This window comes from Streptomyces sp. NPDC008317 (assembly GCF_042955955.1).
GTDB lineage: Bacteria > Actinomycetota > Actinomycetes > Streptomycetales > Streptomycetaceae > Actinacidiphila.
The window spans coordinates 104,948-129,227 of the sequence record NZ_JBIBFQ010000014.1; the positions used below are offsets into that span (position 1 = coordinate 104,948).

The 24,280-nt window shown below is 73.7% G+C and carries 23 protein-coding genes; 13 read left to right on the top strand and 10 right to left on the bottom strand.

Annotated features, from left to right (window positions below; all coding sequences use genetic code 11):
• Positions 1–178 precede the first annotated feature (178 nt).
• Positions 179–1,357 carry an acyl-CoA dehydrogenase family protein gene (locus ACFY9V_RS33700; RefSeq protein WP_355343944.1) on the top strand — a complete coding sequence of 393 codons (1,179 nt, stop codon included), beginning with the start codon at positions 179–181 and terminating at the stop codon, positions 1,355–1,357.
• A 255-nt stretch (positions 1,358–1,612) separates the two neighbouring features.
• Positions 1,613–3,904, top strand: a complete 2,292-nt coding sequence (locus ACFY9V_RS33705; RefSeq protein WP_391164146.1) for a tetratricopeptide repeat protein — start codon at positions 1,613–1,615, stop codon at positions 3,902–3,904.
• 40 nt (positions 3,905–3,944) lie between these two features.
• Here the strand turns inward: ACFY9V_RS33705 and ACFY9V_RS33710 are convergent, their stop codons facing one another.
• The gene (locus tag ACFY9V_RS33710; RefSeq protein ID WP_391164148.1) at positions 3,945–4,928 is read right to left on the bottom strand and encodes an AsnC family transcriptional regulator; all 984 of its coding nucleotides are present in this window, start codon (positions 4,926–4,928) and stop codon (positions 3,945–3,947) included.
• A gap of 163 nt (positions 4,929–5,091) precedes the next feature.
• On the opposite strand from ACFY9V_RS33710, the gene ACFY9V_RS33715 reads away from it, so the two are divergent.
• From ACFY9V_RS33715 to ACFY9V_RS33730, 4 genes are all read left to right on the top strand, one after another.
• Positions 5,092–6,597, top strand: coding sequence for an MFS transporter (locus ACFY9V_RS33715; protein ID WP_391164150.1), 1,506 nt, complete (start codon positions 5,092–5,094; stop codon positions 6,595–6,597).
• Between the two features lie 213 nt (positions 6,598–6,810).
• Positions 6,811–7,956, top strand: a complete 1,146-nt coding sequence (locus ACFY9V_RS33720; RefSeq protein ID WP_391164152.1) for a nitronate monooxygenase — start codon at positions 6,811–6,813, stop codon at positions 7,954–7,956.
• Between the two features lie 58 nt (positions 7,957–8,014).
• Positions 8,015–9,568 carry an AMP-binding protein gene (locus ACFY9V_RS33725; protein WP_391164153.1) on the top strand — a complete coding sequence of 518 codons (1,554 nt, stop codon included), beginning with the start codon at positions 8,015–8,017 and terminating at the stop codon, positions 9,566–9,568.
• 28 nt (positions 9,569–9,596) lie between these two features.
• Positions 9,597–10,328, top strand: a complete 732-nt coding sequence (locus ACFY9V_RS33730; RefSeq protein WP_391164155.1) for an alpha/beta fold hydrolase — start codon at positions 9,597–9,599, stop codon at positions 10,326–10,328.
• A gap of 126 nt (positions 10,329–10,454) precedes the next feature.
• Here ACFY9V_RS33730 and cpt read toward each other — a convergent pair whose 3' ends face one another.
• Positions 10,455–11,000, bottom strand: coding sequence for a chloramphenicol phosphotransferase CPT (cpt, locus tag ACFY9V_RS33735; RefSeq protein WP_391164157.1), 546 nt, complete (start codon positions 10,998–11,000; stop codon positions 10,455–10,457).
• A 128-nt stretch (positions 11,001–11,128) separates the two neighbouring features.
• Here cpt and ACFY9V_RS33740 point away from each other — a divergent pair, with 128 nt between their 5' ends.
• The gene (locus ACFY9V_RS33740; RefSeq protein ID WP_391164214.1) at positions 11,129–11,971 is read left to right on the top strand and encodes an endonuclease/exonuclease/phosphatase family protein; all 843 of its coding nucleotides are present in this window, start codon (positions 11,129–11,131) and stop codon (positions 11,969–11,971) included.
• Here the strand turns inward: ACFY9V_RS33740 and ACFY9V_RS33745 are convergent.
• From ACFY9V_RS33745 to ACFY9V_RS33770, 6 genes are all read right to left on the bottom strand, one after another.
• Positions 11,968–12,957, bottom strand: a complete 990-nt coding sequence (locus ACFY9V_RS33745; RefSeq protein WP_391164159.1) for a phosphotriesterase — start codon at positions 12,955–12,957, stop codon at positions 11,968–11,970. The two genes, ACFY9V_RS33740 and ACFY9V_RS33745, sit on opposite strands and share 4 nt — an antisense overlap.
• Positions 12,954–13,418, bottom strand: coding sequence for a carboxymuconolactone decarboxylase family protein (locus tag ACFY9V_RS33750; RefSeq protein ID WP_391164162.1), 465 nt, complete (start codon positions 13,416–13,418; stop codon positions 12,954–12,956). The genes ACFY9V_RS33745 and ACFY9V_RS33750 overlap by 4 nt, the downstream gene beginning before the upstream one ends.
• 122 nt (positions 13,419–13,540) lie before the next feature.
• Entirely contained in the window at positions 13,541–14,128 is a 588-nt protein-coding gene (locus ACFY9V_RS33755; protein ID WP_391050126.1) for a DUF4865 family protein, read from the bottom strand.
• 117 nt (positions 14,129–14,245) lie between these two features.
• The gene (locus ACFY9V_RS33760) at positions 14,246–14,815 is read right to left on the bottom strand and encodes a TetR/AcrR family transcriptional regulator (RefSeq protein WP_355343976.1); all 570 of its coding nucleotides are present in this window, start codon (positions 14,813–14,815) and stop codon (positions 14,246–14,248) included.
• Between the two features lie 99 nt (positions 14,816–14,914).
• The gene (locus tag ACFY9V_RS33765; RefSeq protein WP_391164164.1) at positions 14,915–15,523 is read right to left on the bottom strand and encodes an isochorismatase family protein; all 609 of its coding nucleotides are present in this window, start codon (positions 15,521–15,523) and stop codon (positions 14,915–14,917) included.
• Between the two features lie 9 nt (positions 15,524–15,532).
• The gene (locus ACFY9V_RS33770) at positions 15,533–17,170 is read right to left on the bottom strand and encodes an AMP-binding protein (RefSeq protein WP_391164165.1); all 1,638 of its coding nucleotides are present in this window, start codon (positions 17,168–17,170) and stop codon (positions 15,533–15,535) included.
• Between the two features lie 198 nt (positions 17,171–17,368).
• On the opposite strand from ACFY9V_RS33770, the gene ACFY9V_RS33775 reads away from it, so the two are divergent.
• The 5 genes from ACFY9V_RS33775 (at position 17,369) to ACFY9V_RS33795 (ending at position 21,881) form a co-directional block, all read left to right on the top strand.
• Positions 17,369–18,172 carry a crotonase/enoyl-CoA hydratase family protein gene (locus ACFY9V_RS33775; protein WP_391164167.1) on the top strand — a complete coding sequence of 268 codons (804 nt, stop codon included), beginning with the start codon at positions 17,369–17,371 and terminating at the stop codon, positions 18,170–18,172.
• A 186-nt stretch (positions 18,173–18,358) separates the two neighbouring features.
• Positions 18,359–19,330 carry an OB-fold domain-containing protein gene (locus tag ACFY9V_RS33780; protein ID WP_391164169.1) on the top strand — a complete coding sequence of 324 codons (972 nt, stop codon included), beginning with the start codon at positions 18,359–18,361 and terminating at the stop codon, positions 19,328–19,330.
• Positions 19,331–20,374 carry a thiolase domain-containing protein gene (locus tag ACFY9V_RS33785; RefSeq protein ID WP_391164171.1) on the top strand — a complete coding sequence of 348 codons (1,044 nt, stop codon included), beginning with the start codon at positions 19,331–19,333 and terminating at the stop codon, positions 20,372–20,374.
• A gap of 3 nt (positions 20,375–20,377) precedes the next feature.
• Positions 20,378–21,544, top strand: coding sequence for a thiolase domain-containing protein (locus ACFY9V_RS33790; RefSeq protein ID WP_391050118.1), 1,167 nt, complete (start codon positions 20,378–20,380; stop codon positions 21,542–21,544).
• A 97-nt stretch (positions 21,545–21,641) separates the two neighbouring features.
• Entirely contained in the window at positions 21,642–21,881 is a 240-nt protein-coding gene (locus ACFY9V_RS33795) for a DUF397 domain-containing protein (protein ID WP_093716245.1), read from the top strand.
• Positions 21,882–21,972: 91 nt separating this feature from the next.
• Here ACFY9V_RS33795 and ACFY9V_RS33800 read toward each other — a convergent pair whose 3' ends face one another.
• On the bottom strand, positions 21,973–22,698 hold the full coding sequence (locus ACFY9V_RS33800) for a maleylpyruvate isomerase family mycothiol-dependent enzyme (RefSeq protein ID WP_391164174.1): 726 nt from the start codon (positions 22,696–22,698) through the stop codon (positions 21,973–21,975).
• Positions 22,695–23,348: a pyridoxal 5'-phosphate synthase gene (locus tag ACFY9V_RS33805; protein WP_355344000.1), complete on the bottom strand. Its 654-nt coding sequence runs from the start codon at positions 23,346–23,348 to the stop codon at positions 22,695–22,697. The genes ACFY9V_RS33800 and ACFY9V_RS33805 overlap by 4 nt, the downstream gene beginning before the upstream one ends.
• A gap of 49 nt (positions 23,349–23,397) precedes the next feature.
• On the opposite strand from ACFY9V_RS33805, the gene ACFY9V_RS33810 reads away from it, so the two are divergent.
• Complete coding sequence (locus tag ACFY9V_RS33810; RefSeq protein WP_391164176.1) at positions 23,398–24,030, top strand: ABATE domain-containing protein; 633 nt, start codon at positions 23,398–23,400, stop codon at positions 24,028–24,030.
• Positions 24,031–24,280 lie beyond the last annotated feature (250 nt).

The window sequence follows — 24,280 nt, forward strand, 5'->3', positions numbered from 1 at the left end:
CGTGGACCGTCGCGGCACCCGGCCGCCTCCGTTCCCGCGCCGCGTTCCGGCCGTCGCCGCCCCACGCACGGCCCTTCCGAATTTCTGGAACGCGTTCTACTGTGTGCGCCGGTATCGGGGCAGCGGCCGGCACCGCCGGTGCGTCCCGACGGGAGTCCCGAAGAGTTCAGGAGGGGCCGTGGACCTGGAATACACGCCCGAACAGCGGCGGCTGCGCGCCGAGTTGCGCGACTACTTCGCCGGTCTCGTACCGGACAACGCCTACGCCCGGCACGACGACCCCGCCGCACGCAAGGACTTCTACCGGCGGACGATCCGCGAGCTCGGCGCCGACCGCTGGCTCGGGATCGGCTGGCCCACCGAATTCGGCGGGCGCGGGATGACGCCGATGGCGCAGTTCATCTTCTTCGACGAGGCCGCGCAGGCCGGGGTGCCACTTCCGCTGATGGCACTCAACACCGTCGGTCCGACGATCATGCAGTTCGGCACCGACGAGCAGAAGGCGTACTTCCTGCCGAAGATCGTCGCGGGCGAGATCGACTTCGCCATCGGCTACTCGGAGCCCGACGCGGGCACCGACCTCGCCGCGCTCAAGACCCGCGCGGTGCGCGACGGCGACACGTACGTGGTCAACGGCCAGAAGATCTGGACCACCAACGGCGACACCGCCGACTGGGTGTGGCTCGCGGTGCGCACCGATCCGGACGCGCCGCCGCACAAGGGCATCAGCATGCTGCTGGTGCCGACCACCGACCCCGGCTACTCCTGCACGGTGATCAACACCCTGGCCTCGCACGACACGACCGCCAGCTACTACGACGACGTCCGCGTGCCCGTCACCCGCAGAGTCGGCGAGGAGAACAAGGGCTGGCGGCTAATCACCACCCAGCTCAACCACGAGCGGGTCACGCTGGCCGCGCACGGCACCATGGCGATCCGCGCCCTGCACGACGTCCAGCGCTGGGCCGCCGACACCAAGCTCGACGACGGCCGCCGCGTCATCGACCTCGGCTGGGTCCGCGGCCGGCTGGCCCGCGCGCACACCCGGCTCGACGCCATGAAGCTGCTCAACTGGCAGATGGTGGACGCCCTCCAGCGCGGCACCCTCACCCCGCAGGACGCCTCCGCGGTCAAGGTCTACGGCAGCGAGGCCCGGCGGGACGCGTACGCCTGGCTGATGGAGGTGACCGCGGCGGCCGGACCGCTGAAGGAGGGCTCGGCGGGCGCCGTGCTCCACGGCGAGCTGGAACGCGGCTACCGCAGCGCCGTCATCTTCACCTTCGGCGGCGGCAACAACGAGATCCAGCGCGAGATCATCTCCTGGATCGGCCTGGGGATGCCGCGCGTCCGCCGCTAGGGCCTGTGCGGCGGGTGCCCGGCTGTTCGGCCCCCGCCGGGGCGCGTGCCCGTGGCGGTCCGGCGGGTCGGAGCCGTCACCCGGCCGTCGGTCCTACGGGCGGGGCCCGGCGCCCGTCACCCGTCACCCGCCCGGCGGGCCCGCGGCTTCGCGAGTCCGCGGCCGTTTTGCCCTGATGCGCTGTGCCGCTTGTCGGCGGTCGCGGCCATACTGGGACCGGGGAAGCACCGAGGACCACGGGGGCGGCGGCACGCGATGGCGGCTGGACATCACGACGGACACGACCAGGGACATCCACAGGGACACGGCCAGGGACGCGAACAGACCTACCAGCAGGGGCGCGAGCAGGGACACGGACCGGGACGCGGGCAGGGGAACGGCCCCGAGGGACTGGGGACCCTCATCCAGGGGCGGTACCGCCTGCACGAACTGATCGGCCGCGGCGGCATGGGCGAGGTCTGGCGTGCGCTGGACGAGTCGCTGGGCCGCCGGGTCGCGGTGAAGTGCCTGAAACCGGTCGGCCACGCGGGCGACGCGGGATTCACCCGCGTCCTCCAGGAGCGCTTCCGCCGCGAGGCGCGCGTCGCGGCGTCCCTCCAGCACCGCGGGGTCACCGTCGTGCACGACTTCGGCGAACACGACGGCGTCCTCTACCTGGTGATGGAACTGCTCGACGGCCGCAATCTGCTCCAGGTGCTGGACGACGCGCGGCGCCATCCGCTGCCGGTCCCCGACATCACCGACATCGCGGAACAGGTCGCGGACGCCCTCGCGTACACGCACACCCAGGGCATCGTGCACCGCGACCTGAAACCGGCCAACATCATGCGGCTCAGCGACGGCGCGGTGAAGATCTGCGATTTCGGCATCGCCCGGCTCGGCCACGACATCGGCTTCACCTCCCGGCTCACCGGCACCGGCATGGCGATGGGCACCCCGCACTACATGTCGCCCGAGCAGATCGGCGCGGTCTCCGAGGTCGACCAGCGCAGCGACCTCTACTCGTTGGGCTGCGTGCTGTACGAACTGGCCACCGGACGGCCGCCGTTCGACCTGGAGGACGCCTGGTCGATCCTGGTCGGCCACCGGGACACCGCGCCCGACCCGCCACGGATGACGCGGCCGGAACTCCCCGCCGAACTGGACCGGTTGATCCTCGACCTGCTCGCCAAGGACCCGGAGGACCGCCCGCAGGACGCCGCTGACGTCGGCGGCCGGCTCAAGGCCATGCGGGCGGCGGCGGGCGCGGCCGCCGCCGAGCGTCCCTCGGCGCTGCCGTCCTGGGCCAGCGGACTGACCACCGGCTCCGCCGCGCGCTCCACCCGCGCGCACCGCATTCCCGACGCGCCGCACCACGAACTCACCGGCGCCTGGTCCACCCGCGTGGTCGTCGCCGCCGCGGGCCCCGACACCCTGGCCGCGCTCGCCGCCCGGCACACCGAGGGCATCGACCTCGGCCGGGTCGGCAACTGGCGGCAGGCGTACGACCTGCACACCTCCGTCGCCGCCGCCCGCGACCGCGCGCTCGGCACCGAGCACCCCGACACCCTGGCCAGCCGCCACGAGGCCGCCTTCTGCCTGGGCAGGCTCGGCCGCACCGAGGAGTCGCTGCGGCTGTACGAGTACATCTCGGACGTACGCCGCCGGGTCCTCGGCCCCGACCACCCGGACACGCTGGTGGCCCGGCACGAGGCCGCGTACGCGCTGGGCAGCCTCGGCCGTTACCTGGAGGCCCACCAGATCTACTCGGCCGTGCTGGCGGCGCGCGAGCGCACGGTCGGCGCGGACCACCCCGACACCCTGCACTGCAAGCACAATCTGGCCTTCAACCTGGGCCGTCTCGGCCGGACGGACGAGTCGTACGCGATGGCCGTCGAGGTCGCCGACGCCCGGGCGCGGGTGCTGGGCGCCGATCACCCCGAGACGCTGGTGACCCGCTTCGAGGTCGGCTACGCGCAGGGCCGCGCGGGCCGCTGGGCCGAGGCGCTGGCCACCTACCGCGACGTGGCCGCCGCGCGCGCCCGGGTGCTGGGCGCCGACCACTCCGACACGCTGGCCGCGCGCTACGAGACCGGCATCTGCCTCGGACGGCTCGGCCGCAGCGGCGACGCCCTCGCGCTGTACGAGGAGTTGGTCGAGGCCAGGACCAGGACCGGGGGCTCCACCGACGCCGAGACGCTGCGGGCCCGGCACGCGCTCGGGGTCAATCTGGGACGGCTCGGCCACTGGGACCGGGCGCTGGCCGAGGCGCGCGACGTGGCGGCGGTGCGCGAGCGGGTACTGGGCGCGGAGCACCCCGACACCCTCGTCAGCAAGCGGGAGATAGCGGTGGGGCTGGGCTGGCTGGGCCGCTGGTCGACCGCGCTCGCGGTCTACCACGAGGTCGCCGAGGCGCGCGAGCGCGTGCTGGGCGCCGACCACTCCGACACCCTCACCAGTCGCAACGACGAGGCGCACTGCCTGGAACAGCTCGGCAGGACCGCCGAGGCGCAGGCCCTGTACCGCCGTGTCTCCGCCCAACAGCAGGGCGCGCCCGAGCGGTTGTGAGCGGCGGGTCCGATCCGGTCCCGGCCCCTCGGCCCCGTCCTCAGCCGATCCGGAGGGTCGCGGCGGCCTTGTAGGTGCGCAGGACCGGCGCCGTCTCGATCCGCGCGATCGGGTCGAGCGCGACCTCGCGGGTCAGATAGCGGTGCAGTTCCTCCGCGTCCCCGCACAGCGCCTGCGCGACCAGATTCGTCGGCCCGGTCGTCGCCGCGACCATCGCCAGTTCCCGGTGCCCCGCCAACTCCGTGGCGACCGCGTCCAGATGCGCGGGCTTCACCTGCATCCACAGCAGCGCCGACACGGTCACGCCCAGCACCGCCGGTTCGATGTCCACGTCGAGGAAGAGCGCGCCACGCGTGCGCAGTTCGGCGAGTGTGCGGGCGACGGTGGCGGCCGTGGAGCCGGTCGCGGCGGCGAGTTCCGCGTAGCTGATCCGGGCGTCGTCGCGCAGCGCGTCCAGCAGGAGGCGGTCGGAGCCGGTGAGGAGATACGGCGAGGCGCCCGGCTCCTCGGCGGCGCTCTCGGCGCGCAGCCGCGCCCGCTGTGCGGCGTCCAGGACACCGACCCGTCCGTGCCAGGCGGCCGGTCCGCCGACGTAGGTGTGCAGGAGGTAGTGCGCGGACACCGCGGTGATCCCGGCGGTACGGGGGATGTCGCGCAGCAGCAGCGCGTGCGCGTCGGGGCCCGCGGGCTGGGTGTGGATGATCGCGACGATCTCGGTGCCGCCCGAGGTCAGCCGTACCCACGAGGTATCGGGGCGCCGCGCGAGGGCGACCGCGATGTCGTGCGCGGCGCGCGTGGCGGCGGTCAGCCGTACGAACCACTGGTGGATACCGGCGCTGCGCGGCGCGGGCAGCGCGACCACCCGAAGGCCCGCGTGCGCGTACAGGCGGCGGTAGCGGCGTACGACGGTCTGGGTGGAGCAGCCGAGGACGTCCGCGACGAGCGTGAACGGCGCCCGGCCGTCCACTTGCAGGGCGTGGATCAGGCCGCGGTCCAGATCGTCGAGTGCGAGCGCCTTCGCCATATCAGCCGACCTCGATGGAAGTAATCATCGAATTCTGCCACGGAAATGGAAGCGGGTGCCGTACGGGCGGGACGGTGGTGGTCGTCGGTCACGGGGCCGGGGCGTCGCGAGACGGACCACGCGCACGGACGACCAACCGCGCACCCGTACGCAGGGGAGAGGCATGTCCCGCAGCACAGGACACGAGACGCACGACACGTACGACCCGCACGGCGCGCCCGCCGTGACCGGGGATCCCGGCACAGGAGAGGGACCGGCGGCCGGTTCCGTACCGCCGTCCGCGTACCCCTGGCGGTGGATCGCGCTGGCCGCCGTGCTGGTCGCGGAGGCGATGAATCTGCTGGACGCCACGATCGTGCAGGTCGCCGGCCCGGTCATCCACACCGACCTCGGCGGCGCGGCAGCCGCCATCCCGTGGTTCAGCGCCGCCTACACCCTCGCGTTCGCGCTCGGGCTGCTGACCGGCGCCCGGCTCGGCGACATCGCGGGCCGCCGCCGGGTCTTCCGGATCGGGGTGACGGCCTTCGCCGTCACGTCGCTGGCGTGCGCGCTCGCGCCGACCCCCGAGACGCTGATCGGACTGCGGGCGCTGCAAGGCGCGGCGGCGGCGCTGATCATCCCGCAGACCTTCGGCCTGATCCGCGCGATGTTCGACGGCGACGAACTGGCCAAGGCGCTGGGCACGATCGGCCCGGTGATGGGCCTGTCCGCGGTCCTCGGCCCGGTGCTCGGCGGGGTCCTGACGCACGCCGACCTGTTCGGCTCGTCCTGGCGCGCCTGCTTCATGGTCAACGTCCCGCTCGCCGTCGTCGTGCTGGCCGTCGCGCGACGGCTGCGCGAGGACCGCGCCCCGGTCCGGCCGCGCCTCGACCCGGCGGGGACGACGCTGGCCATGGCGGGCACCGCGCTGGTGGTGTGCCCGCTGGCCACCGGCTCGCCCGGAGCGGCCGGATGGGCGGTGGCGGCCGTCGGCGCCGCCGTACTGGCGCTGTTCGTCGTCCACCAGCGGCGCACCGCGCGCGGCGGCGGGGCGCCGCTCATCGAACCGGCCCTGCTGCGCGGCCGTGCCTTCCCCGCCGCGCTCGCCACCTCCACGCTGTTCTTCGCCGTCATGAACGGCGTCATGATCACCGTGGTCCTCCATCTCGAACTGGGCCTGCGCCGCGGCCCGCTCACCGCGGGACTGACCATGCTGCCCTGGTCGCTCGGGCTGTCCGCGGGGTCGGTGGCCGCGGGCGGCCGTCTGGTCCCGCGCTACGGGACCCGCGTCATGCACGCCGGGATCGCCTTCCTCGGCGTCGGGATCGGCGGCGCGGTCCTCGCCTACCGGTCCGCCGCGCCCGACGCGTACCCGACGGCGCTGCTGTTCGCGCTCGCCGTCGCGGGCCTGGGCACCGGGCTGTTCACCCCGCCGTTCTTCACCACCGCGCTGAGCGGCGTCGGCCGGCAGGAGACCGGCTCGGCCGCCGGGCTGCTCAACGCCGTCCAGCAACTCGGCGGCACCATCGGCGTCGCCGTCATCGGAGGCGTCTACCTCGCGGGGGACGGCACACCGCGCGCCGCCGCGCAGGCAGCCCTCGGTACCGCCGCCGCGATCCTGGCGGCGACCGCGGTCGCGGCGGCGGTGATGACGGTGCGGCGGGGCGACGAGGGCGGCGACAGCCGCTGATGTGACGGGGGGGCGGCGGCCGGGACCGCCGCTGATGTGACGGGGGGCGGCCGGGAGCGCCGCCGACGTGACGGGGCGGCGGCCGGGAGTGTCGCCGACGTGTGACGCGCCCGGGCGTCGCGGCCCCGCGTGACGGGCGCGGGGTCGCAGAAATCTGACACTGCGTCAGAAAATCTCTTCCCTCTCCAGACCGGCTGCGGCATCCTGCCCCCCATGGAGACCGAGCTGAGCACACGGCTGGGCATCGAGTACCCCGTCTTCGGCTTCACGCCGTTCCCCGCGGTCGCCGCCGCGATCAGCCGCGCGGGCGGCATGGGCGTCCTGGGCGCGGTCCGCTACTCCGCCCCCGACGAACTCGCCCGCGACCTCGACTGGTTGGACGGGCACACCGACAAACTGCCGTACGGCCTCGACGTCGTGATGCCCGCGAAGAAGGTCGAGGGAGTCACCGAGGCGGACATCGAGGCGATGATCCCGCCGGAACACCGCGCCTACGTCGAGGCGTTGCTGACCAAACACGGCGTCCCCGCACTCGCCGCCGACGAGCGCGCGGGCTGGCGGATCACCGGCTGGATGGAGAAGGTCGCCCGCGACCAGCTCGACGTCGCCTTCGACTACCCGATCAAGCTGCTCGCCAACGCGCTGGGCTCACCGCCCGCCGACGTCGTGCGCCGGGCCCACGACCACGGTGTGCTGGTCGCCGCGCTCGCCGGCAGCGCCCGGCACGCGCGGCACCACCAGGAGGCGGGCATCGACATCGTGGTCGCCCAGGGCTACGAGGCGGGCGGCCACACCGGGGAGATCGCGAGCATGGTGCTCGTCCCCGAAGTGGTGCGCGCCGTCGACCCGTTGCCGGTGCTCGCGGCAGGCGGCATCGGCACCGGCGAACAGGTCGCCGCCGGGCTGGCGTTGGGCGCGCAGGGCGTCTGGCTCGGCTCGGTCTGGCTCACCGCCGCCGAGGCCGATCTGCACTCGCCCGCCCTCACCCGCAAGCTGCTCGCCGCGGGCTCGGGCGACACCGTCCGCTCCCGCGCCCTCACCGGCAAACCCGCCCGCCAGCTCCGCACCGAGTGGACCGACGCCTGGGAGGACCCGGCAGGCCCCGGCACCCTGCCGATGCCGCTCCAGGGCCTGCTGGTCGCCGACGCCGTCTCCCGCATCCAGCGCTACGAGGTCGGCCCGCTGCTCGGCACACCGGTCGGCCAGATCGTCGGCGCGATGAACCAGGAGCGCCCCGTCCAGGCCGTCTTCGACGACCTCACGCGCGGCTTCGAGCGCGCGATGGACCGGCTGAACAGTATCGCCGGACGCGGCGCGCGGGACGGCGCCGCCCCCGGCCCAGGGCGTGACCGGCGCTGACCGCCCGCACGCGCAGAACAGATCTGCTCCGGCAGATTCGACCGCTGAGGAGGACCGGATGAGCACGTCCACGCCCAACGGCTTCTGGGCACAGGCCGAACAGGACCCCGGCCGTACCGTTCTCACCGCGCCCGACGGCGAGCAGTGGAGCGCCGAGCGGCTGCACGCGGCGTCCAACCGGCTCGTGCACGGGCTGCGCGCGGCCGGATTGGAGCCCGGCGACGCCTTCGCCGTCGTCCTGCCCAACGGCGTCGAGTTCTTCACCGCCTATCTCGCCGCCTTCCAGGCCGGTTTCTACCTGGTGCCCGTCAACCACCACTTCGTGGCCCCCGAGATCGGCTGGATACTCGCCGACTCCGGCGCCAAGGTGCTCATCGCGCACGAGCGCTTCGCCGAGGCCGCCCGCGAGGCGGCCGACGAGGCGGGGTTCGCCTCGGACCGGCGGTACGCGATCGGCGACATCGACGGCTTCCGCCCCTTCGCCGACCTGCTCGCGGGACAGCCCGCCACCGCGCCCGACGCCAGGACCAGCGGCTGGGTCATGAACTACACCTCGGGCACCACCGGCCGCCCGCGCGGCATCCGCCGCCCGCTGTCGGGCAAGCCGCCCGAGGAGACGTATCTCGGCGGATTCCTCGGGATCTTCGGGATCAGGCCCTTCGACGGCAACGTCCACCTCGTCTGCTCACCGCTCTACCACACCGCCGTGCTCCAATTCGCGGGCGCCGCCCTGCACATCGGGCACCCGGTGGTGCTGATGGACAAGTGGACGCCGGAGGAGATGCTGCGCGTCATCGACCGCTACCACTGCACCCACACGCACATGGTCCCCACGCAGTTCCACCGGCTGCTGGCCCTGCCGGAGGACGTACGGGGGCGCTACGACGTGACGTCCATGCGGCACGCGATCCACGGCGCCGCGCCCTGCCCCGACCACGTCAAGCGGGCGATGCTGGAGTGGTGGGGCCCGTGCGTGGAGGAGTACTACGCGGCCAGCGAGGGCGGCGGCACCTTCGCCACCGCGCGGGAGTGGCTGAAGAAACCCGGCACCGTGGGGCGGGCCTGGCCGATCAGCGAGATCGCCGTCCACGACGACGCCGGGAATCTGCTGCCGCCCGGCGAGGTCGGCACCGTCTACATCAACATGAAGACCGGCGGCTTCAGTTACCACAAGGACGCGGCCAAGACCCGGTCCAACCGGATCGGCGACTTCTTCACCGTCGGCGACCTCGGCTATCTCGACGAGGACGGCTACCTCTTCCTGCGCGACCGCAAGATCGACCTGATCATCTCCGGCGGCGTCAACATCTACCCCGCCGAGATCGAGGCCGCCCTCCTCACCCACCCCGCCGTCGCCGACGCCGCCGCCTTCGGCATCCCGCACGACGAGTGGGGCGAGGAGGTCAAGGCCGTGGTCGAGGCCGCACCCGGACACGAGCCGGGACCGGCGCTCGCCGACGACATCCTCGAACACTGCGGCCGGAGACTGGCCGGGTACAAGCGGCCCAAGACCGTCGACTTCGTCGCCGAGATGCCCCGCGACCCCAACGGCAAGCTCTACAAGCGACGGCTCCGCGAGCCGTATTGGGCCGAGCGCGAACGCCCGCTGTGAGCGGCCCGCGGCACCGTAGCCTCGGCGTATGGGTGAGATTCTGAACGTCGAGGCGAACGGTGTGCGGCTCGCCTACGAGGTGGCCGGTCCGGCGGACGGGCCGCCGCTCCTGCTGCTGCACGCGCTGGGCGAGGACCGTACGTCCTGGCGCGCGGTGTCGGACGCGCTGGCCGCCGACGGCTGGCGCGCGTACGCGCCCGACCTGCGCGGCCACGGCGCGAGCGAACACCCCGGCACGTACTCCTTCGAGCTGCTGCGGGACGACGTGCTCGGCTTCCTCGACGCGCTGGGACTGCGGCGGGTGACGGTGGTCAGCCACTCGCTGGGCACGTTCGCCGCGTCGCTGGCGGCCATCGCGCGGCCGGACGCCGTACGGCGGCTCGTACTGGAGGAGGGCCCGCTGCCCTTCCCCGCCGACCCGCCGCGCCCCGTCCCGACCGAAGCCCCCGGGGAGCCGACCCCGTACGACTGGCGTCTGCTGCCCGCCGTCGCGGCGCAGCGCAACGACCCCGACCCGGCCTGGTGGCGCGATCTCACCGCGATCACCGCGCCCACCTTGCTCGTCGCGGGCGGCCCGAGCAGCCACCTGCGCCAGGACCAGCTCGCCCGGGTCGCGGGCCGCATCCCCGACTGCCGCCTGGTCACCATCGAGGCCGGTCACATGATCCACGACGACCGCCCGGCCGAATTCCTGCGCGAGGTACGGGCCTTCCTGTCCCCGGTCCCGGCCGGTCGGCCGGCGGACGGGGCGCGGGGCTGAGGCCCGACGGGTACGGTCGGCGCCTTCCGGCGACGGGGGCCGCGCCGCCTGACACCGTGACCGACGGGCGGCGTGGCCGTCGTGGGTGCCCGGCGCCCGGTGCCCGGTGCCGTCGTCCGGCGGCGGTCAGCCGGTGACGCGGGCGGCGATCGTACGGGCGCAGGCCAGCGACGGCGTGCGGCTGGTGTCGACCTCCAGGTCGTAGCGCACACCGCGGTGGACGAGGTCGGCCTGGGAGCGGGCCATGCCGGTAGCGCGGTCGCCGCGGGCGGCCTCGCGGGCCGCCGCCACCTCGGGGTCGCAGCGCACGCCGACCCACAGGACGTCGAGGCCGGTCAGGGCGGTGCGCCAGCGCTCCTGGGAGTCGGGCCCGCCGAGGAAGACCTCGTCCACGACGATCCTGGCCCCCGCGCGGGCCATCGCCCCGATGCCCCGCGCCCAGGCGATGTCCAGCAGCCGGAAGTCGTCGCCGACCGACACCGAGCCGTCGGGTCCGAAGCCGATGCCGCCCTCGGGGTCCTCCGAGGTGCGCATCGCGGCGGGCAGCGCGTCGACCAGGGTGTCGCAGCCGAAGGTCAGCCAGGGCCGCGGCAGCACATCTTGCAGGCAGCGGGCGATCCTGGACTTCCCGGAACTCGATCCGCCGTTGAGAATGATCACCTCAGTGGACATCCCGACACGGTAGGCGCGGTGAGGGGAACCGGCGAGTGGATATCGGCAGCGGCTCGGACACGGGCTTCGACGGCGGCTCCAGCAGCGGCTCCGGCAGCGGCTCCGGGTCGGCGGACACCACCCGCGTCATGACCTGGAATCTCTGGTGGCGGTTCGGGAACTGGCGCGAGCGGCGGGACGCGATCGTGCGGACGCTGGCCGAGGTCCGGCCGGACGTCGTGGGCCTCCAGGAAGTGTGGGGGAGCGCGGACGAGAATCTGGCCAGGTGGCTGGCGGACGAGCTGGGCATGGAGTGGGCCTGGTCGCGCGCCCCGGTGCAGGACCGCTGGCACGGGCGCAACGGCGGTGACACCACCGTCGACGTCGGGGTCGCGGTGCTCAGCCGCCACCCGATCCTGGAGACCGCCGAGCGTCGGCTGCCCGCGGGCTCCGCCGCCGACGACGGCAAGACGGCGCTGCACACGCTGATCGACGCGCCCGGCGGCCCGCTGCCCTTCTTCACCACCCACCTCAACTCCGGGGCCGCCGACTCCGCGGTCCGCTGCCTCCAGGTGCGGGAGCTGGCCGCCTTCGTGGCCGAGCGGTCGACCGGCGGGCATCCGCCCGTCGTCACCGGGGACTTCAACGCGGAACCGGACTTCGACGAGATCCGGCTGATGGGCGGCTACCGGACGGCGCCCGCCGTTCCGGGGCTCGTGCTGGTCGACGCCTGGCGGTTCGCCGACCCCGCTCTGCCGAACGGCACGTGGGACATCACCCAGCAGGACGCGGTCAACTTCGGCAACCGGCCCACCTGCCTCGACTACATCTTCGTCGGCATGCCGACGGCCGGGGGCACGCGCGGCGCCGTCCAGCGCGCCCACCGGGCCGGTGACCGCCTGGTCGACGGCGTCTGGCCCTCAGACCACGCGGCCGTGGTCGTCGACCTGGCCCAGGGCGCGGCGACCGGCGGCCGACCGGACCCGGCCTAGGGCCTGTCGGCGCCCGTGCTCCCGCCCCCGTCGTGCCACTCGGCGGACAGCGCCCGCGCCGGGTTGGTCACGAAGACCGCCTCGGCCGCCGCTGTGCCCAACTCTCTTTCCAGGCGCGGCCGGAGCGTACGCAGGAGGTAGGGCAGTCCCGGACCGCCGCCGGTCGAGGAGCGGGCGGCGGCCGTCGTGGTGTCGCCGCCGAGCAGGAGCTGCGCGGTGTGGCCGGCCTCGGCGAGCGCGACCATGCAGTCGATCAGCCGCCAGTCGGTGGCGTGGTTGGCGCGTGAGGGGCCGTCGAAGGCGAGGAACGCGCCGGAGGCGGCCAGTTCGCGGTGGACGCCCGGATCGGGGAAGCGGTTGAGGTGGCCGAGCAGGACGCTGGCGGTGGGCACGCCCTCCTCGCCGTGGAGTACGCCGAGGACGTCGACCGCGGCGGTCCCCAGCTCGTGGTGGACGCCGATCGGCGCACCCGTGGTGTGGTGGGCCTCGGCCGCCGCCGCCAGGACCCGCCGGGCGTGGCCGTCGAGGCCGTGGAACATCCCGGCGACCTTGATCATGCCCGCCCTCGCGGTGCCGCGCGGGCCGTCCGGGTCGTCGCCGTCGAGCAGCCCCCGGGTCAGCTCGGCGGTGAAGAAGGCGGCCAGGCCGTCCGCGCGCAGCCGCTCCACCAGCTCGGGCGCGTAGTGGGCGGCCTGGTGCAGTCCGGTCGCCGCCACGACGTGCACGCCCGAGGTCCGCGACAGCGCGGGCAGCTCGGCCGCTCGCCGCCCGAGGCCGAACGGCGTCCACTGGGCGACCGCCGCCCCGCCGAGCGCCCGGAAGGCGGCCAACTCGGCCCCGGCCGCCGCCGGATCGTCCAGCTCCTGTCCGGCGAGCGCGGGCATGCGCAGGAAGAGATGGTCGTGGGCGTCGCACACCCCGAGCCGGTCGGGCGCGATGTCCCCGAGGACCGTACGCACCGCCCTCGTCCCGGACCGCCCGCTCATCGCGCACCGCCCGGCGCTGTGCCGTCGGCGTTGCCCGCATCGCCGGAATCGCCCGCGCCGCCCGCATCGTCCGCGCCGTCCGCCCCGTCCGCGAAGACGCCGGCCGCCACCCGCAGCCCGGCCAACGCCCTCGGCACGCCCACGTACGGTGCGAGGTGCACCATCACCTCCACGATCTCGCGTGCGGACATGCCGATCCGCAGGCTGTTGCGCACATGGTCGTCGAGCTGCGGCTCGACCCCGCCGATCGCGGTCAGCGCCGCCAGATTGGCGATCTGCCGGTCCCTCAGGGCCAGCCCCTCGCGCTGGTAGGTGCCGCCGAAGAGGGCGGTGACGATCCAGTCGGGGAAGCCGGGGGCGAGCGAGTCGAGGCCGGTGAGGGTGGACTCGACGGTGGAGGGCCCCGCCATTTCGGCCAGCAGCCGGTAGCCCGCGTCCCGGTCGATCGTGCTCGGCGTCATCGTCGTAGGGGCCGTAGGGGCCGTAGGGGCCGTAGGGGCCGTAGGGGCCGTAGGGGCCGTAGGGGCCGTACGGGCCGTAGGGACCGTTGGGGATGTACGCGCCGTATCAGCCGTAGGGGTGGTCACCACTGCTGTCCCGTCTCGATCGTGTCCAACTCCGGTGCCGACAGACGCAGCACCTCGTACCGCTCCTCGCCGGGGGCGGGCGGGGCCGTCTGTTCCCACAGGGTGAAGCGCAGCAGCTCCCACCGTCGGGGGTCGACGGCGAGCGCGACGCTGTGCGCGCCGGGGCGTGCGGCCAGCTCCGGCAGTTCCGCGAGCGCGGCACTGATCACGGCGGCGGGCTCGGCGCCCGGGTCCAGCGGCCACGCCCGCCTGGCCGCCGCGCGCGGAACGGCGCCGAAGGACGGTCCGCGCGCGAAGCCGAGCCCGGTCCAGTGCTCGACCACCGGCCGTCCGAAGTCGCTGACGATCCCCTGGAATCCGGGACCCCACAGGAAGCCGTTCATGCCCTGCGGGGTGTTCCACAGATAGAACGGGGCGTACTGGTTGACCGGCGAGTCCTCGACCCCGCGCTCACGTATGAGGTACGCCTTGACGCCCAGGCCGGGGAAGTCGTCCAGGAGGTGGCCGCGGGTCGCCACCCGGTGCCGGATGATCCCCATGTCGTAGTCGGCGGGCAGGGTGATGCGGTAGTTCATCGCGTGCATGGTCGGTGGCTCCCCCATGAGTGCCGCGGCGCCGCCTCGGAGCGGTGCGCCGCCGTCGTGCGGCGGGACGGGTCCTTGTCAGGTGTCGGGTCGAGAAGCGGCGCAGGGTGGCGGTGGTCAGGACGCCGTACGCGCCGCCGTCAGTAGCGCCGTGGCACCCCGTACCGCCCGGTCGAACGGCTCCTGCGAGTCGGCGGCGCGGGCCAGGACGTAACCGCCCTGGACGACGGCGACTATCGCGGCGGCCGTGTCGTACGGATCCAGGCCCGGCCGCAGCTCGCCGCTGTCCATGCCGTCGGCGATGATCCCGGCGAGCCGGTCGCACAGCCAGCCGAAGGTCTCCGCCACCGGCTGTCGCAGCTCCGCGCTGTCGATGACGTCCGGGTCCATGGCCATCCGGCCGACCCGGCAGCCGCGCAGGGCGTCGCGCTCGCGCAGCAGATACGCCAGCGCCTTCTCCACAGCCGTCTCGCCGCCCGCCAGTTGCTCCTCTGCCTGGGCCCTGAGCTGCGCGGCGCTGCGCCGCATCGCCGTCACCGCCAGGTCCGGCTTGCCCCGGAAGTGGTGGTACATGCTGCCCTGCCCGGCACCCGCCCGGTCCTGTATGGCCTTCGGGCTGGTCCCGACATAGCCCCGCTCCCAGAGCAGCTCCTGGGCGCTCTCGATCAACCGCTCCGCCGTGTCCATGGTACCGAGTGTACATACTAGTAGGTACAGAAACCAGGGTGAAAAAGAAGGCGGCGGGCCACCCCGCCGCCACTCCTAGGTTCCCCAAGACCGGCGGGTTCAGCCGGGACCGGCGAATTCCACCTCCGCGGCGGAGACGACGGTGCCGAACCGGGGGAAGTCGAGGGAGACCGTCGCCCGGTGCTCGGCGGCGGTGAGGCCGGACATCGCGTCCTCGGCGAAGACCAGCCGGTAGCCGTGGTCGGCGGCGGCCCGCGCGGTGGACTCCACGCCCATGTTGGTGGCTATCCCGGCCATGACGAGGGTGTCGATGCCGCGCTCTTGGAGCCGGTCGTGGAGGCCGGTGTCGTGGAAGGCGCCGACGGTCCGCTTCACGACGAGCAGGTCGCCGTCCCGCGCCACGCCCTCCACCAGGCCGCTGCCCGGCGGCTGTTCCGCGGGGCCGGTGCGCTGCGCGCGGACGGCGACGACCGTCGCGCCCGCGTCCCGGAAGGACGCGGCGAGGCCGCACGCGGCGGTGAGCACGTCGGGCCCGCTGTGCGGAGCCAGGGGTAACGCGACGATCCGGTCCATGAGGTCGACCAGCACCAGCGCGGTGCGGGCCGGATCGAGGCCGGGAGAGAGCGGGGACAGGGCGGAGTGCGGCGCATGCGGCGACTCGCGGCCGGAGTTCCGCCCGGCGCCGCGTTGGTGATCATGTACGGTCATGATCGGACCCTACCCGCCGGATCCGGCCCCCTGTACGACGATCGAACGGGCCCACCGGTAGTCGGCCTTGCCGCTGGGGGAGCGCTGGATGCGGTCGGTCACCACCAGACTGCGCGGAATCTTGTACCCGGCCAGCCGCGCACGGCAGTGCGCCTGCACGTCCTCGAGGGTGAGCGGGTCCGCCCCCTCGCGCGGCTGTACCACCGCCGCCACACGGTGGCCCCAGCGCTCGTCCGGCACCCCCGCCACCAGCGCGTCGTAGACGTCGGGATGCGCCTTGAGCGCCTCCTCGACCTCCTCCGGATAGACCTTCTCACCACCGGTGTTGATGCACTGCGAGCCCCGCCCGAGCACCGTCACCACGCCGTCCTCGTCCACGGTGGCCATGTCGCCGAGCAGTACCCAGCGTTCGCCGTCCCGCCGGAAGAAGGTCGCCGCGGACGCGGCGGGGTCGTTGTAATAGCCGAGCGGTACGTGGCCGCGCAGCGCGATACGGCCGGGCGCCGCGCCGGTCACCGGTTCGAGCGTGGCCGGGTCGACCACCGCGATGTGCGAGTCGACCGAGATGCGGAAGCCGCGGTCGGGGCCCGCGTCGGCCGTCGCGGTGCCGTTGAAACCGGACTCCGACGAGCCGAAGTTGTTGAGGATCAGCACCCCGGGCACCAGCGACTGGAACTGGTCCCTGACCGTTTGCGACATCACCGCGCCCGAGCTGGACAGGGTGAACAGCGAGGAGCAGTCGGTGCCTTGGAGCGGTCCGGCCAGCGCGTCGGCGAGCGGCCTGAGCATCGCGTCGCCGACCAGCGAGACACTGGTGACCCGTTCCTTCGCGATGGTGCGCAGCACCTCCTCCGGCACGAATTTCCGGTGGATCACCACCTTCTGGCCGAAGTGGAAGCCGATGAAGGCGGTGAGCGTGGACGTGCCGTGCATCAGCGGCGGGGTGGGGAAGAAGACCAGGCCCTCGCCGCCGGCCGCGACCCGCTCCGCCAGCTCCTCCGGCCGTTTGACCGGCTCGCCGGTCGGGGCGCCGCCGCCCATCCCCGAGAAGAACAGGTCCTCCTGACGCCACATCACACCCTTGGGCATGCCGGTCGTGCCGCCGGTGTAGATGACGAACTGGTCGTCGGCCGACCGCGGGCCGAAGTCGCGTAAGGACGATTCCGCGGCCACCGCGTCGGCGAACTCCACCGTATCCAGGGCGGATTCCGCCTCCTCGGCGGCGGGCGGGCCGCCCACCCGGATCAGATGCCGCAGCCGGTCGGCTTGCGGCAGGGCCGCGGCCACGCGGTCGGTGAACTCGGCGTCGAAGACCAGCGCCGCCAGGTCGGCGTCCCGGTAGAGGTAGACCAACTCCTCAGCCACATAGCGGTAGTTGACGTTGACCGGCACCAGGCGGGCCTTGAGGCAGGCGTAGGCGGTCTGGAGGTATTCGACCCCGTTGTAGAGGTGCAGTCCGACGTGTTCGCCGGGGCGCAGCCCGGCCGCGAGGAGGTGGTGGGCGAGCCGGTTGGCCGCCGCGTCGAGTTGCGCGTACGTCAGCCGCCGCTCGGAGCCGGTGCCGGGGTGGTCGACGTACACCAGCGCCTCCCGGTCCGGTACGGCGTCGACGACCGACTCGAAGAGGTCGGCAAGGTTGTACTCCACGGCGTCTCCCGTCCCGCGCGGTCCCGCGTCGGTCGTCGGTGAAGGTGAAGTGGCGGTGGGCTCGCGGTCATTAGAGCGGTCCGGGCGTGCGGTGGGAAGGGCTCCCGTCCAACAAATCTGACGAGTAGTCAGAAAACCCTTGTCCCCGGCCTGCGGCTACTGCAACCTGTTCCAGTACCGGACGGAAGGAGCACCGTGATGGGCGGTACGGAACACCTCACCGTGGAGCGTGCGGGCGCCACCCTCGTCCTCACCCTGAACCGGCCGCGGGCACGCAACGCGTTCTCGCTGCCGATGCTCGTCGGGCTGTACGACGGCTGGGTCGAGGCCGACGAGGACGACGCGATCCGCTCGATCGTGCTGACCGGAGCGGGCGGCGCCTTCTGCGCCGGGATGGACCTCAAAGCGCTGTCGCAGGGCGCCGACGAGACCGCCACGCGGGCGCGGGCCCGGCTGAAGGACGACCCCGATCTGCACTGGAAGGCGATGCTCCGGCACCACCGGCCGCGCAAACCCGTGATCGCCGCTGTCGAAGGACCGTGCGTGGCGGGCGGCACCGAGATCCTCCAGGGCACCGACATCCGGATCGCGGGACGGAGCGCGGTCTTCGGCCTGTTCGAGGTCCGTCGCGGCCTCTTCCCGATCGGCGGCTCGACCGTACGGCTCACCCGGCAGATCGCCCGCACCCACGCGCTGGAGATGCTGCTCACCGGACGCCCGTACAGCGCCGACGAGGCCCGCGACATCGGCCTGATCGGCCATGTCGTGCCCGACGGGACCGCGTTGGACCGGGCCATGGAGACCGCGGAGCTGATCAACGCCAACGGCCCGCTCGCCGTCGAGGCCGTCAAGGCCAGCGTCTACGACACCGCGGAGTTGCCCGAGACCGAGGGGCTGAAACTCGAACTCGAGCGCGGCTGGCCGCTGTTCGCCACCGCCGACGCGAAGGAAGGACCGCGCGCCTTCGCCGAGAAGCGGCAGCCGGTCTTCCGCCGCGCCTGAACCCCGGCCCCTGAACCCCGGCCCCTGAAGCCTGGCCCCTGAAGCCGGGCACCTGAACCCCCGGCGCCTGAACCCGGGCGCCTGAACCCGGGCGCCTGACCCCCCCCCGGCACCGGACGCGCAGCGCGCTCGGCCAGCCACCGCGCACCACCCCCGACGAGCCGCCCCACCCCAGGAGGCCAGCCCATGACACCAGGCCACGCACCGGACGTGCTCAGCGCCCCGCTCGTCGTGGAATTCCCCTTCACCCGCTCGCTCGGCCCCGTGCAGAGCGCCTTCCTCACCGGGCTGCGCGAGCGCACCGTGCTCGGCGTGCGGACCGCCGAAGGCCGCGTCCTCGTACCCCCCGTCGAGTACGACCCTGTCACCGCGGCCGAGGTGCGCGACCTGGTCGAGGTCGGCGCCACCGGCACCGTCACCACCTGGGCCTGGAATCCCGACCCGCGCCCCAACCAGCCGTTGACCACGCCCTTCGCCTGGGTCCTGGTCCGCCTCGACGGCGCCGACACCGCCCTGCTGCACGCGCTCGACGCCGCCGCACCCGAGGACGTCAGCACCGGCATGCGCGTCGCGATCCGCTGGGCCGGGCAACGCCAGGGCGCCATCACCGACATCGCCTGCTTCGAGCCGTACGACGACGGCCGTACGCGCGGCGCGGCCACCGCCCACGACGGCGTCTTCACCGACCCCGTCACCGGCATCGTCGCCCCCGCCCGCCTCGACTACACCTACTCGCCCGGCCGCGCCCAGACCGGCTACCTGCGCGCCGCCGAGGACCGGCGGATCGTCGGCGAGCGCTGCCCGTCCTGCCGCAAGGTCTACGTCCCGCCGCGCGGCGCCTGCCCCACCTGCGGCGTCGCCACCGCGGAAGAGGTCGAGGTCGGTCCGCGCGGCACAGTCACCACCTTCTGCATCGTCAACATCAAGAGCGCCCACCTGAAGGCCATGGACATAGAAGTCCCGTACGTCTACGCGCACATCGCGCTCGACGGCGCCGACCTCCCGCTGCACGGACGGATCGCCGGAATGCCGTACGACCAGGTGCGGATGGGCCTGCGGGTGGAGGCGGTCTGGACCGAGGGCGGACGCTACCCCGACCACTACCGCCCCACCGGGGAACCGGACGCCGAATACGACACCTACCGGGAGCTGGTCTAGATGCCCGACGTCGCCATCGTCGCCTTCGCGCAGTCCCGCCACCGCGCGCGCACCGACGAGGTCTCCGAGGTCGAACTGCTGATGCCCGTCCTGCACGACGCGCTCGGACAGACCGGACTGGCCACCAGCGAGATCGACTTCACCTGCTCGGGCTCCGCCGACTACCTCGCGGGACGCGCCTTCTCCTTCACCATGGCGCTGGACGGCGTCGGCGCCTGGCCGCCGATCTCCGAGTCCCACGTCGAGACCGACGGCGCCTGGGCGCTGTACGAGGCGTGGGTGCGGATCCTCACCGGCGAGGCCGAGACCGCGCTCGTCTACTCCTACGGCAAGTCCTCGCCCGGCGACCTGCGTTCGGTCCTCACCCGGCAGCTCGACCCGTACTACATGGCGCCGCTGTGGCCCGACTCCGTCGCGCTCGCCGCCCTCCAGGCCCGGGCGCTGATCGACGCGGGAGCCACCGACGAGCGCGAGCTGGCCGGGATCGCCGCCCGCAGCCGCGCCGCCGCCCGCACCAACCCGAACGCGCAGCTCACCACCGCGCCCGCAGCCGACGACCCCTATGTCGTACGCCCGTTGCGCCGCGCCGACTGCCCGCCGGTCGGCGACGGGGCCGCGGCCGTGGTGCTCGCGGCGGGGGACACCGCCCGGCGGCTGTGCGCGCGGCCCGCCTGGATCCGCGGCATGGACCACCGCATCGAGGCCCCCTCTCTCGGCGTCCGCGACCTCACCGACTCGCCCTCGACGCGGCTCGCGGCCGAGCGGGCCGGGGCCTTCGACGCGCCCGTGGACACCGCGGAGCTGCACGCGCCCTTCACCTCGCAGGAGGTCGTCCTGCGCAGGGCGCTGCGGCTCGGCCCCGACGTGGCCGTCAACCCCTCCGGCGGGCCGCTCGCCGCCAATCCGATGATGGCCGCCGGGCTGATCAGGCTCGGCGAGGCGGCGGCCCGTATCCACCGCGGCGGCTCGGACCGCGCGCTGGCCCACGCCACCTCGGGCCCCTGCCTCCAGCAGAATCTCGTGGCCGTCCTGGAAGGGGAGTAACCCATGCCCAAGGAGCCCGTGGCCGTCGTCGGCGTCGGCCAGACCAAACACGTCGCCGCGCGCCACGACGTGTCCATCGCGGGACTCGTCCGCGAGGCCGCCCGCCGCGCGCTGGACGACGCCGAACTGGACTGGGCGGACGTCGACGCCGTCGTGATCGGCAAGGCGCCCGACTTCTTCGAGGGCGTCATGATGCCGGAGCTGTATCTGGCCGACGCGCTCGGCGCGGTCGGCAAACCGATGCTGCGGGTGCACACCGCGGGTTCGGTCGGCGGTTCCACCGCGCTGGTCGCCGCAGGACTGGTCGCCGCACGCGTCCACCGCACCGTGCTGACCGTCGCGTTCGAGAAGCAGTCGGAGTCCAACGCCATGTGGGGCCTGTCGCTGCCGATCCCCTTCCAGCAGCCGCTGCTGGCGGGCGCGGGCGGCTTCTTCGCACCGCACGTGCGCGCCTACATGCGCCGTACCGGAGCGCCCGCCGCCGTCGGCTCGCTGGTCGCCTACAAGGACCGCCGCAACGCCCTGCTCAACCCCTACGCGCACCTGCACGAGACCGACATCACCCTGGAGAAGGTGCGCTCCTCGCCGATGCTCTGGGACCCGATCCGCTACTCCGAGACCTGCCCGTCCTCCGACGGCGCCTGCGCGATGGTGCTCACCGACACCGCGGGCGCGGACCGGGCGCCGCGACCGGCCGCCTGGATGCACGGCGGCGCCATGCGCAGCGAACCCACGATGTTCGCGGGCAAGGACTACGTCAGCCCGCGGGCCGGCCGGGACTGCGCGGCCGACGTCTTCCGGCAGGCCGGGATCACCGCGCCGCGCCGCGAGATCGACGCCGTCGAGATGTACGTGCCCTTCTCCTGGTACGAGCCGATGTGGCTGGAGAATCTGGGCTTCGCCGACGAGGGCGAGGGCTGGAAACTCACCGAGTCCGGCGTCACGGAGCTGGGCGGCGACCTGCCGGTCAACCCCTCGGGCGGCGTGCTGTCCACCAACCCGATCGGCGCGTCCGGCATGATCCGCTTCGCCGAGGCGGCCCTTCAGGTACGCGGCGAGGCCGGGGAGCACCAGGTCCCCGGCGCCAGGCGGGCCCTGGGACACGCCTACGGCGGCGGGTCGCAGTTCTTCTCCATGTGGGTGGTGGGCAGCGAGCCCCCCACTACCTGAAGTACACCGTGCGCCGGGTGGTTTCCGCGGACTTGTGCGGGCTCCGGATCCGGTGGATAGGCTGGAGGACGGACGACGACGTAGGAGGAGAGCGGACGTGGCCGAAAGCACCATCGGACAGCCGTTGGCCAACGGGAAGAAGCCGCAGGTCGACTTGACGGACGCGGAGTGGCTTTCCAGCAGCCAGGGCACCGGCGACGTACAGATCGCCTTTGTCGAGGGCTACATCGCGATGCGGGACGGGCGCAACCCCGACGGGCCCGCCCTGATCTTCACCCCCGCCGAGTGGCGCGCCTTCGTACTGGGCGCGCGGGACGGCGAGTTCGACCTCACCTGAGCCCAGCACGGGCGGACGGCATCGGCCGCCGCCCACCCGCGGCCGGGAGGCTTCCGCCGCCCGCCGCGGGTCACCGTGGTCAGCGGGCCCGCTACGGCCAACTGCCCAGCGTCGGCAGCGGATCGCCGGTCAGCGCCCGCGGCGGCACCCGTCCGGCCAGCCAGGCCGCCAGGTCGGTCAGCCGACCCCGTACGAGCACGGGTGTGCCCTGGCCCCGCGTGAACGACCAGGTGTCGTCCGCCGCGTCCCCCGGCGTGCCGAGCGTGAGCCGTATCCCGTCCGGCACCCGCGCGGACAGGAAGTCGACCAGGTGCGTACACAACTCGGGGGACCAGTCCGCCGGGGTCGGGCCGAGCAGCGCGTCCGCCGTGTGGATCTCCAGCTCGCGCCACCAGGCGAGCCCCGCCGTGGTCACCGTGCCGTCGCGGTAGCTCACTTGCCGGTCCCAGTCGTCCGGGCCGACCGCGGCCCAGGACGCCTCGATCTCGTCCAGCGCGTCGCCGAGCGCGGCGGTCAGCACCGGTGCGGAGCGGCCTTGCCCGGCCTCGATGGCCGCGTCCCGGCCGCTGCGACCGCCGTCGTACACCTCGATCAGCTTGCCGCGCAGCGCGTAGCGCGCCTGCCGGGCCAGCGCGAGGCCGACGCCCTCGATATGCGTCAGGACATGGCCGCGGGTCCAGCCGGGCAGCGCGCTGGGGGCGCGGACGGCGGCGTCGTCGAGACCGTCGAGCAGTGTGCGCAGCCGGGTCTGCCCCGCGTCGAGCACGGCCGCGAGTGCGGGTCCTCCGGCCGTCGGGCCGGTCGTGGGTCCGGTCACGGCCACAGCAGACCTCGCTCCCAACCACCTTCGGTGCGGACGTAGTTGACTCTGGTGTGTCTGCGGTCGCGGTCGCCCTGCCAGAACTCGACACTGTCCGCGCGCAGCGTGTGGAGCGCCCAGCCGGGGGCCACCAGGTCCGGGTCGCGCTCGATCCGCCCCGCGGCCTCCCGCACAGCCGCGTCGCGGGTGGCGAGGTCGGTCAGGGGTGCGCTCTGGCGGCCGAGCAGCGCTTCGGCGCGGGCGCCGGGGGAGCGGGCCAGGAAGTCCGCCGCGCTCGCCTCTGGGCCCGCGGTCTCGACCCGGCCGCGAATCCGCACCTGGCGGGCGAGCGGCGACCAGTAGAAGGTGAGCGCCGCCGCGGGGTGGGCGGCCAGTTCGCGGCCCTTGCGGCTGCCGGTGTCGGAGGCGAACTCCCAGCCCGCCGCCGACACGTTCTTGACGATGAGCACGCGGGCGGCGGGGTCGCCGTCGGCGCCCAGCGTGGAGACCGTCATGGCGTGCGGCTCGCGGACCCCGGCCGCGACGGCCGCCAGCAGCCACTCGATGAACAACTCATGCGGATCCGCGGGCAGTTCCGCGATGTCGAAAGGCGGCAGGTCGCCGTCGAACACATCGAGACCGCGCAGGATCTCGCGGAGGTCGGACACAGGTACCCCCTCAGTCGTTAATGGCTTATGGCGACGATAGCATTAGGGCATGACCGGTGATCATCTCGCGCTCGACCTCGCCGTCACCATCCGGCACGACGGCCACGGAGGCGTCGCCGACGACCTCGCGGACCCCGCCGGGCTGACCCGGTGGGTGCGCGAGCACGCCGACGCGCTCAGCGGCGTTCTCGGTGAAGTGCCGGGCTCGGCGGCGCGGTTCACCGCCGACGAGGCCGCGCGCACCGCCGTCGTCGAGGTGCGTACGGCGGTCCGCGCGCTCTTCGCCCGCGCCGTGCTGCCCGGTCCGCCCAGCCGTGCGGACGCCGGACGACTGCCGTCGGCCCGGCAGGCGCTCGACCGGCTGAACACCGCGTCCGCCCTGGTCCCCGTCGCCCCGCGCCTGGACTGGCCGGACGGCGCGGAACCCGCGGCGGCTCACACCGTGTCCGCCGACGCGGCTCCGGCCGACCGGCTGGCCGCCGCCCTCGCCCGCGCCGCCATCGCCTTCCTCGCCGGACCCGAGCGCGCGCTGTTGCGCGCCTGCCCCGCCCCGCGCTGCGTCCGCTACTTCGTCAAGGAGCACGCCCGCCAGGAGTGGTGCAAACCGTCCTGCGGCAACCGCGCCCGCGTCGCCCGCCATCACGCGCGGCAGCGCGAGGAGCGCGCTGGGCAGGGGAGTTGACCGCAGGGAGGGGGTGACGCGCGGATCGAGCGGGTGTGCGCGCCGAGTCGAGGCCCGCTCGAGTCGAGGCCCGCGTCGAGCTGAAGCGCGGGACGAGTTGAGGCGCGGGACGAGTTGAGGCCCGCGTCGGATTGAGGTGCGCGCCGAGTTGGGGCCCGCGTCGGATTGAGACGCGCGGCGAGCCGATGAGCGAGAGTCGCCGACATCCCGCGGGGGCTGACGCGCGCACGAGGGGCGTACGGCAGGACCC

Coding starts and splice junctions, on each gene's coding strand:
- ACFY9V_RS33705 (WP_391164146.1), top strand. CDS start 1,613: ATGGCGGCTGGACATCACGACGGACACGACCAGGGACATCCACAGGGA.
- ACFY9V_RS33710 (WP_391164148.1), bottom strand. CDS start 4,928: ATGGCGAAGGCGCTCGCACTCGACGATCTGGACCGCGGCCTGATCCAC.
- ACFY9V_RS33715 (WP_391164150.1), top strand. CDS start 5,092: ATGTCCCGCAGCACAGGACACGAGACGCACGACACGTACGACCCGCAC.
- ACFY9V_RS33720 (WP_391164152.1), top strand. CDS start 6,811: ATGGAGACCGAGCTGAGCACACGGCTGGGCATCGAGTACCCCGTCTTC.
- ACFY9V_RS33725 (WP_391164153.1), top strand. CDS start 8,015: ATGAGCACGTCCACGCCCAACGGCTTCTGGGCACAGGCCGAACAGGAC.
- ACFY9V_RS33730 (WP_391164155.1), top strand. CDS start 9,597: ATGGGTGAGATTCTGAACGTCGAGGCGAACGGTGTGCGGCTCGCCTAC.
- cpt (WP_391164157.1), bottom strand. CDS start 11,000: ATGTCCACTGAGGTGATCATTCTCAACGGCGGATCGAGTTCCGGGAAG.
- ACFY9V_RS33740 (WP_391164214.1), top strand. CDS start 11,129: ATGACCTGGAATCTCTGGTGGCGGTTCGGGAACTGGCGCGAGCGGCGG.
- ACFY9V_RS33745 (WP_391164159.1), bottom strand. CDS start 12,957: ATGAGCGGGCGGTCCGGGACGAGGGCGGTGCGTACGGTCCTCGGGGAC.
- ACFY9V_RS33750 (WP_391164162.1), bottom strand. CDS start 13,418: ATGACGCCGAGCACGATCGACCGGGACGCGGGCTACCGGCTGCTGGCC.
- ACFY9V_RS33755 (WP_391050126.1), bottom strand. CDS start 14,128: ATGCACGCGATGAACTACCGCATCACCCTGCCCGCCGACTACGACATG.
- ACFY9V_RS33760 (WP_355343976.1), bottom strand. CDS start 14,815: ATGGACACGGCGGAGCGGTTGATCGAGAGCGCCCAGGAGCTGCTCTGG.
- ACFY9V_RS33765 (WP_391164164.1), bottom strand. CDS start 15,523: ATGACCGTACATGATCACCAACGCGGCGCCGGGCGGAACTCCGGCCGC.
- ACFY9V_RS33775 (WP_391164167.1), top strand. CDS start 17,369: ATGGGCGGTACGGAACACCTCACCGTGGAGCGTGCGGGCGCCACCCTC.
- ACFY9V_RS33780 (WP_391164169.1), top strand. CDS start 18,359: ATGACACCAGGCCACGCACCGGACGTGCTCAGCGCCCCGCTCGTCGTG.
- ACFY9V_RS33785 (WP_391164171.1), top strand. CDS start 19,331: ATGCCCGACGTCGCCATCGTCGCCTTCGCGCAGTCCCGCCACCGCGCG.
- ACFY9V_RS33790 (WP_391050118.1), top strand. CDS start 20,378: ATGCCCAAGGAGCCCGTGGCCGTCGTCGGCGTCGGCCAGACCAAACAC.
- ACFY9V_RS33810 (WP_391164176.1), top strand. CDS start 23,398: ATGACCGGTGATCATCTCGCGCTCGACCTCGCCGTCACCATCCGGCAC.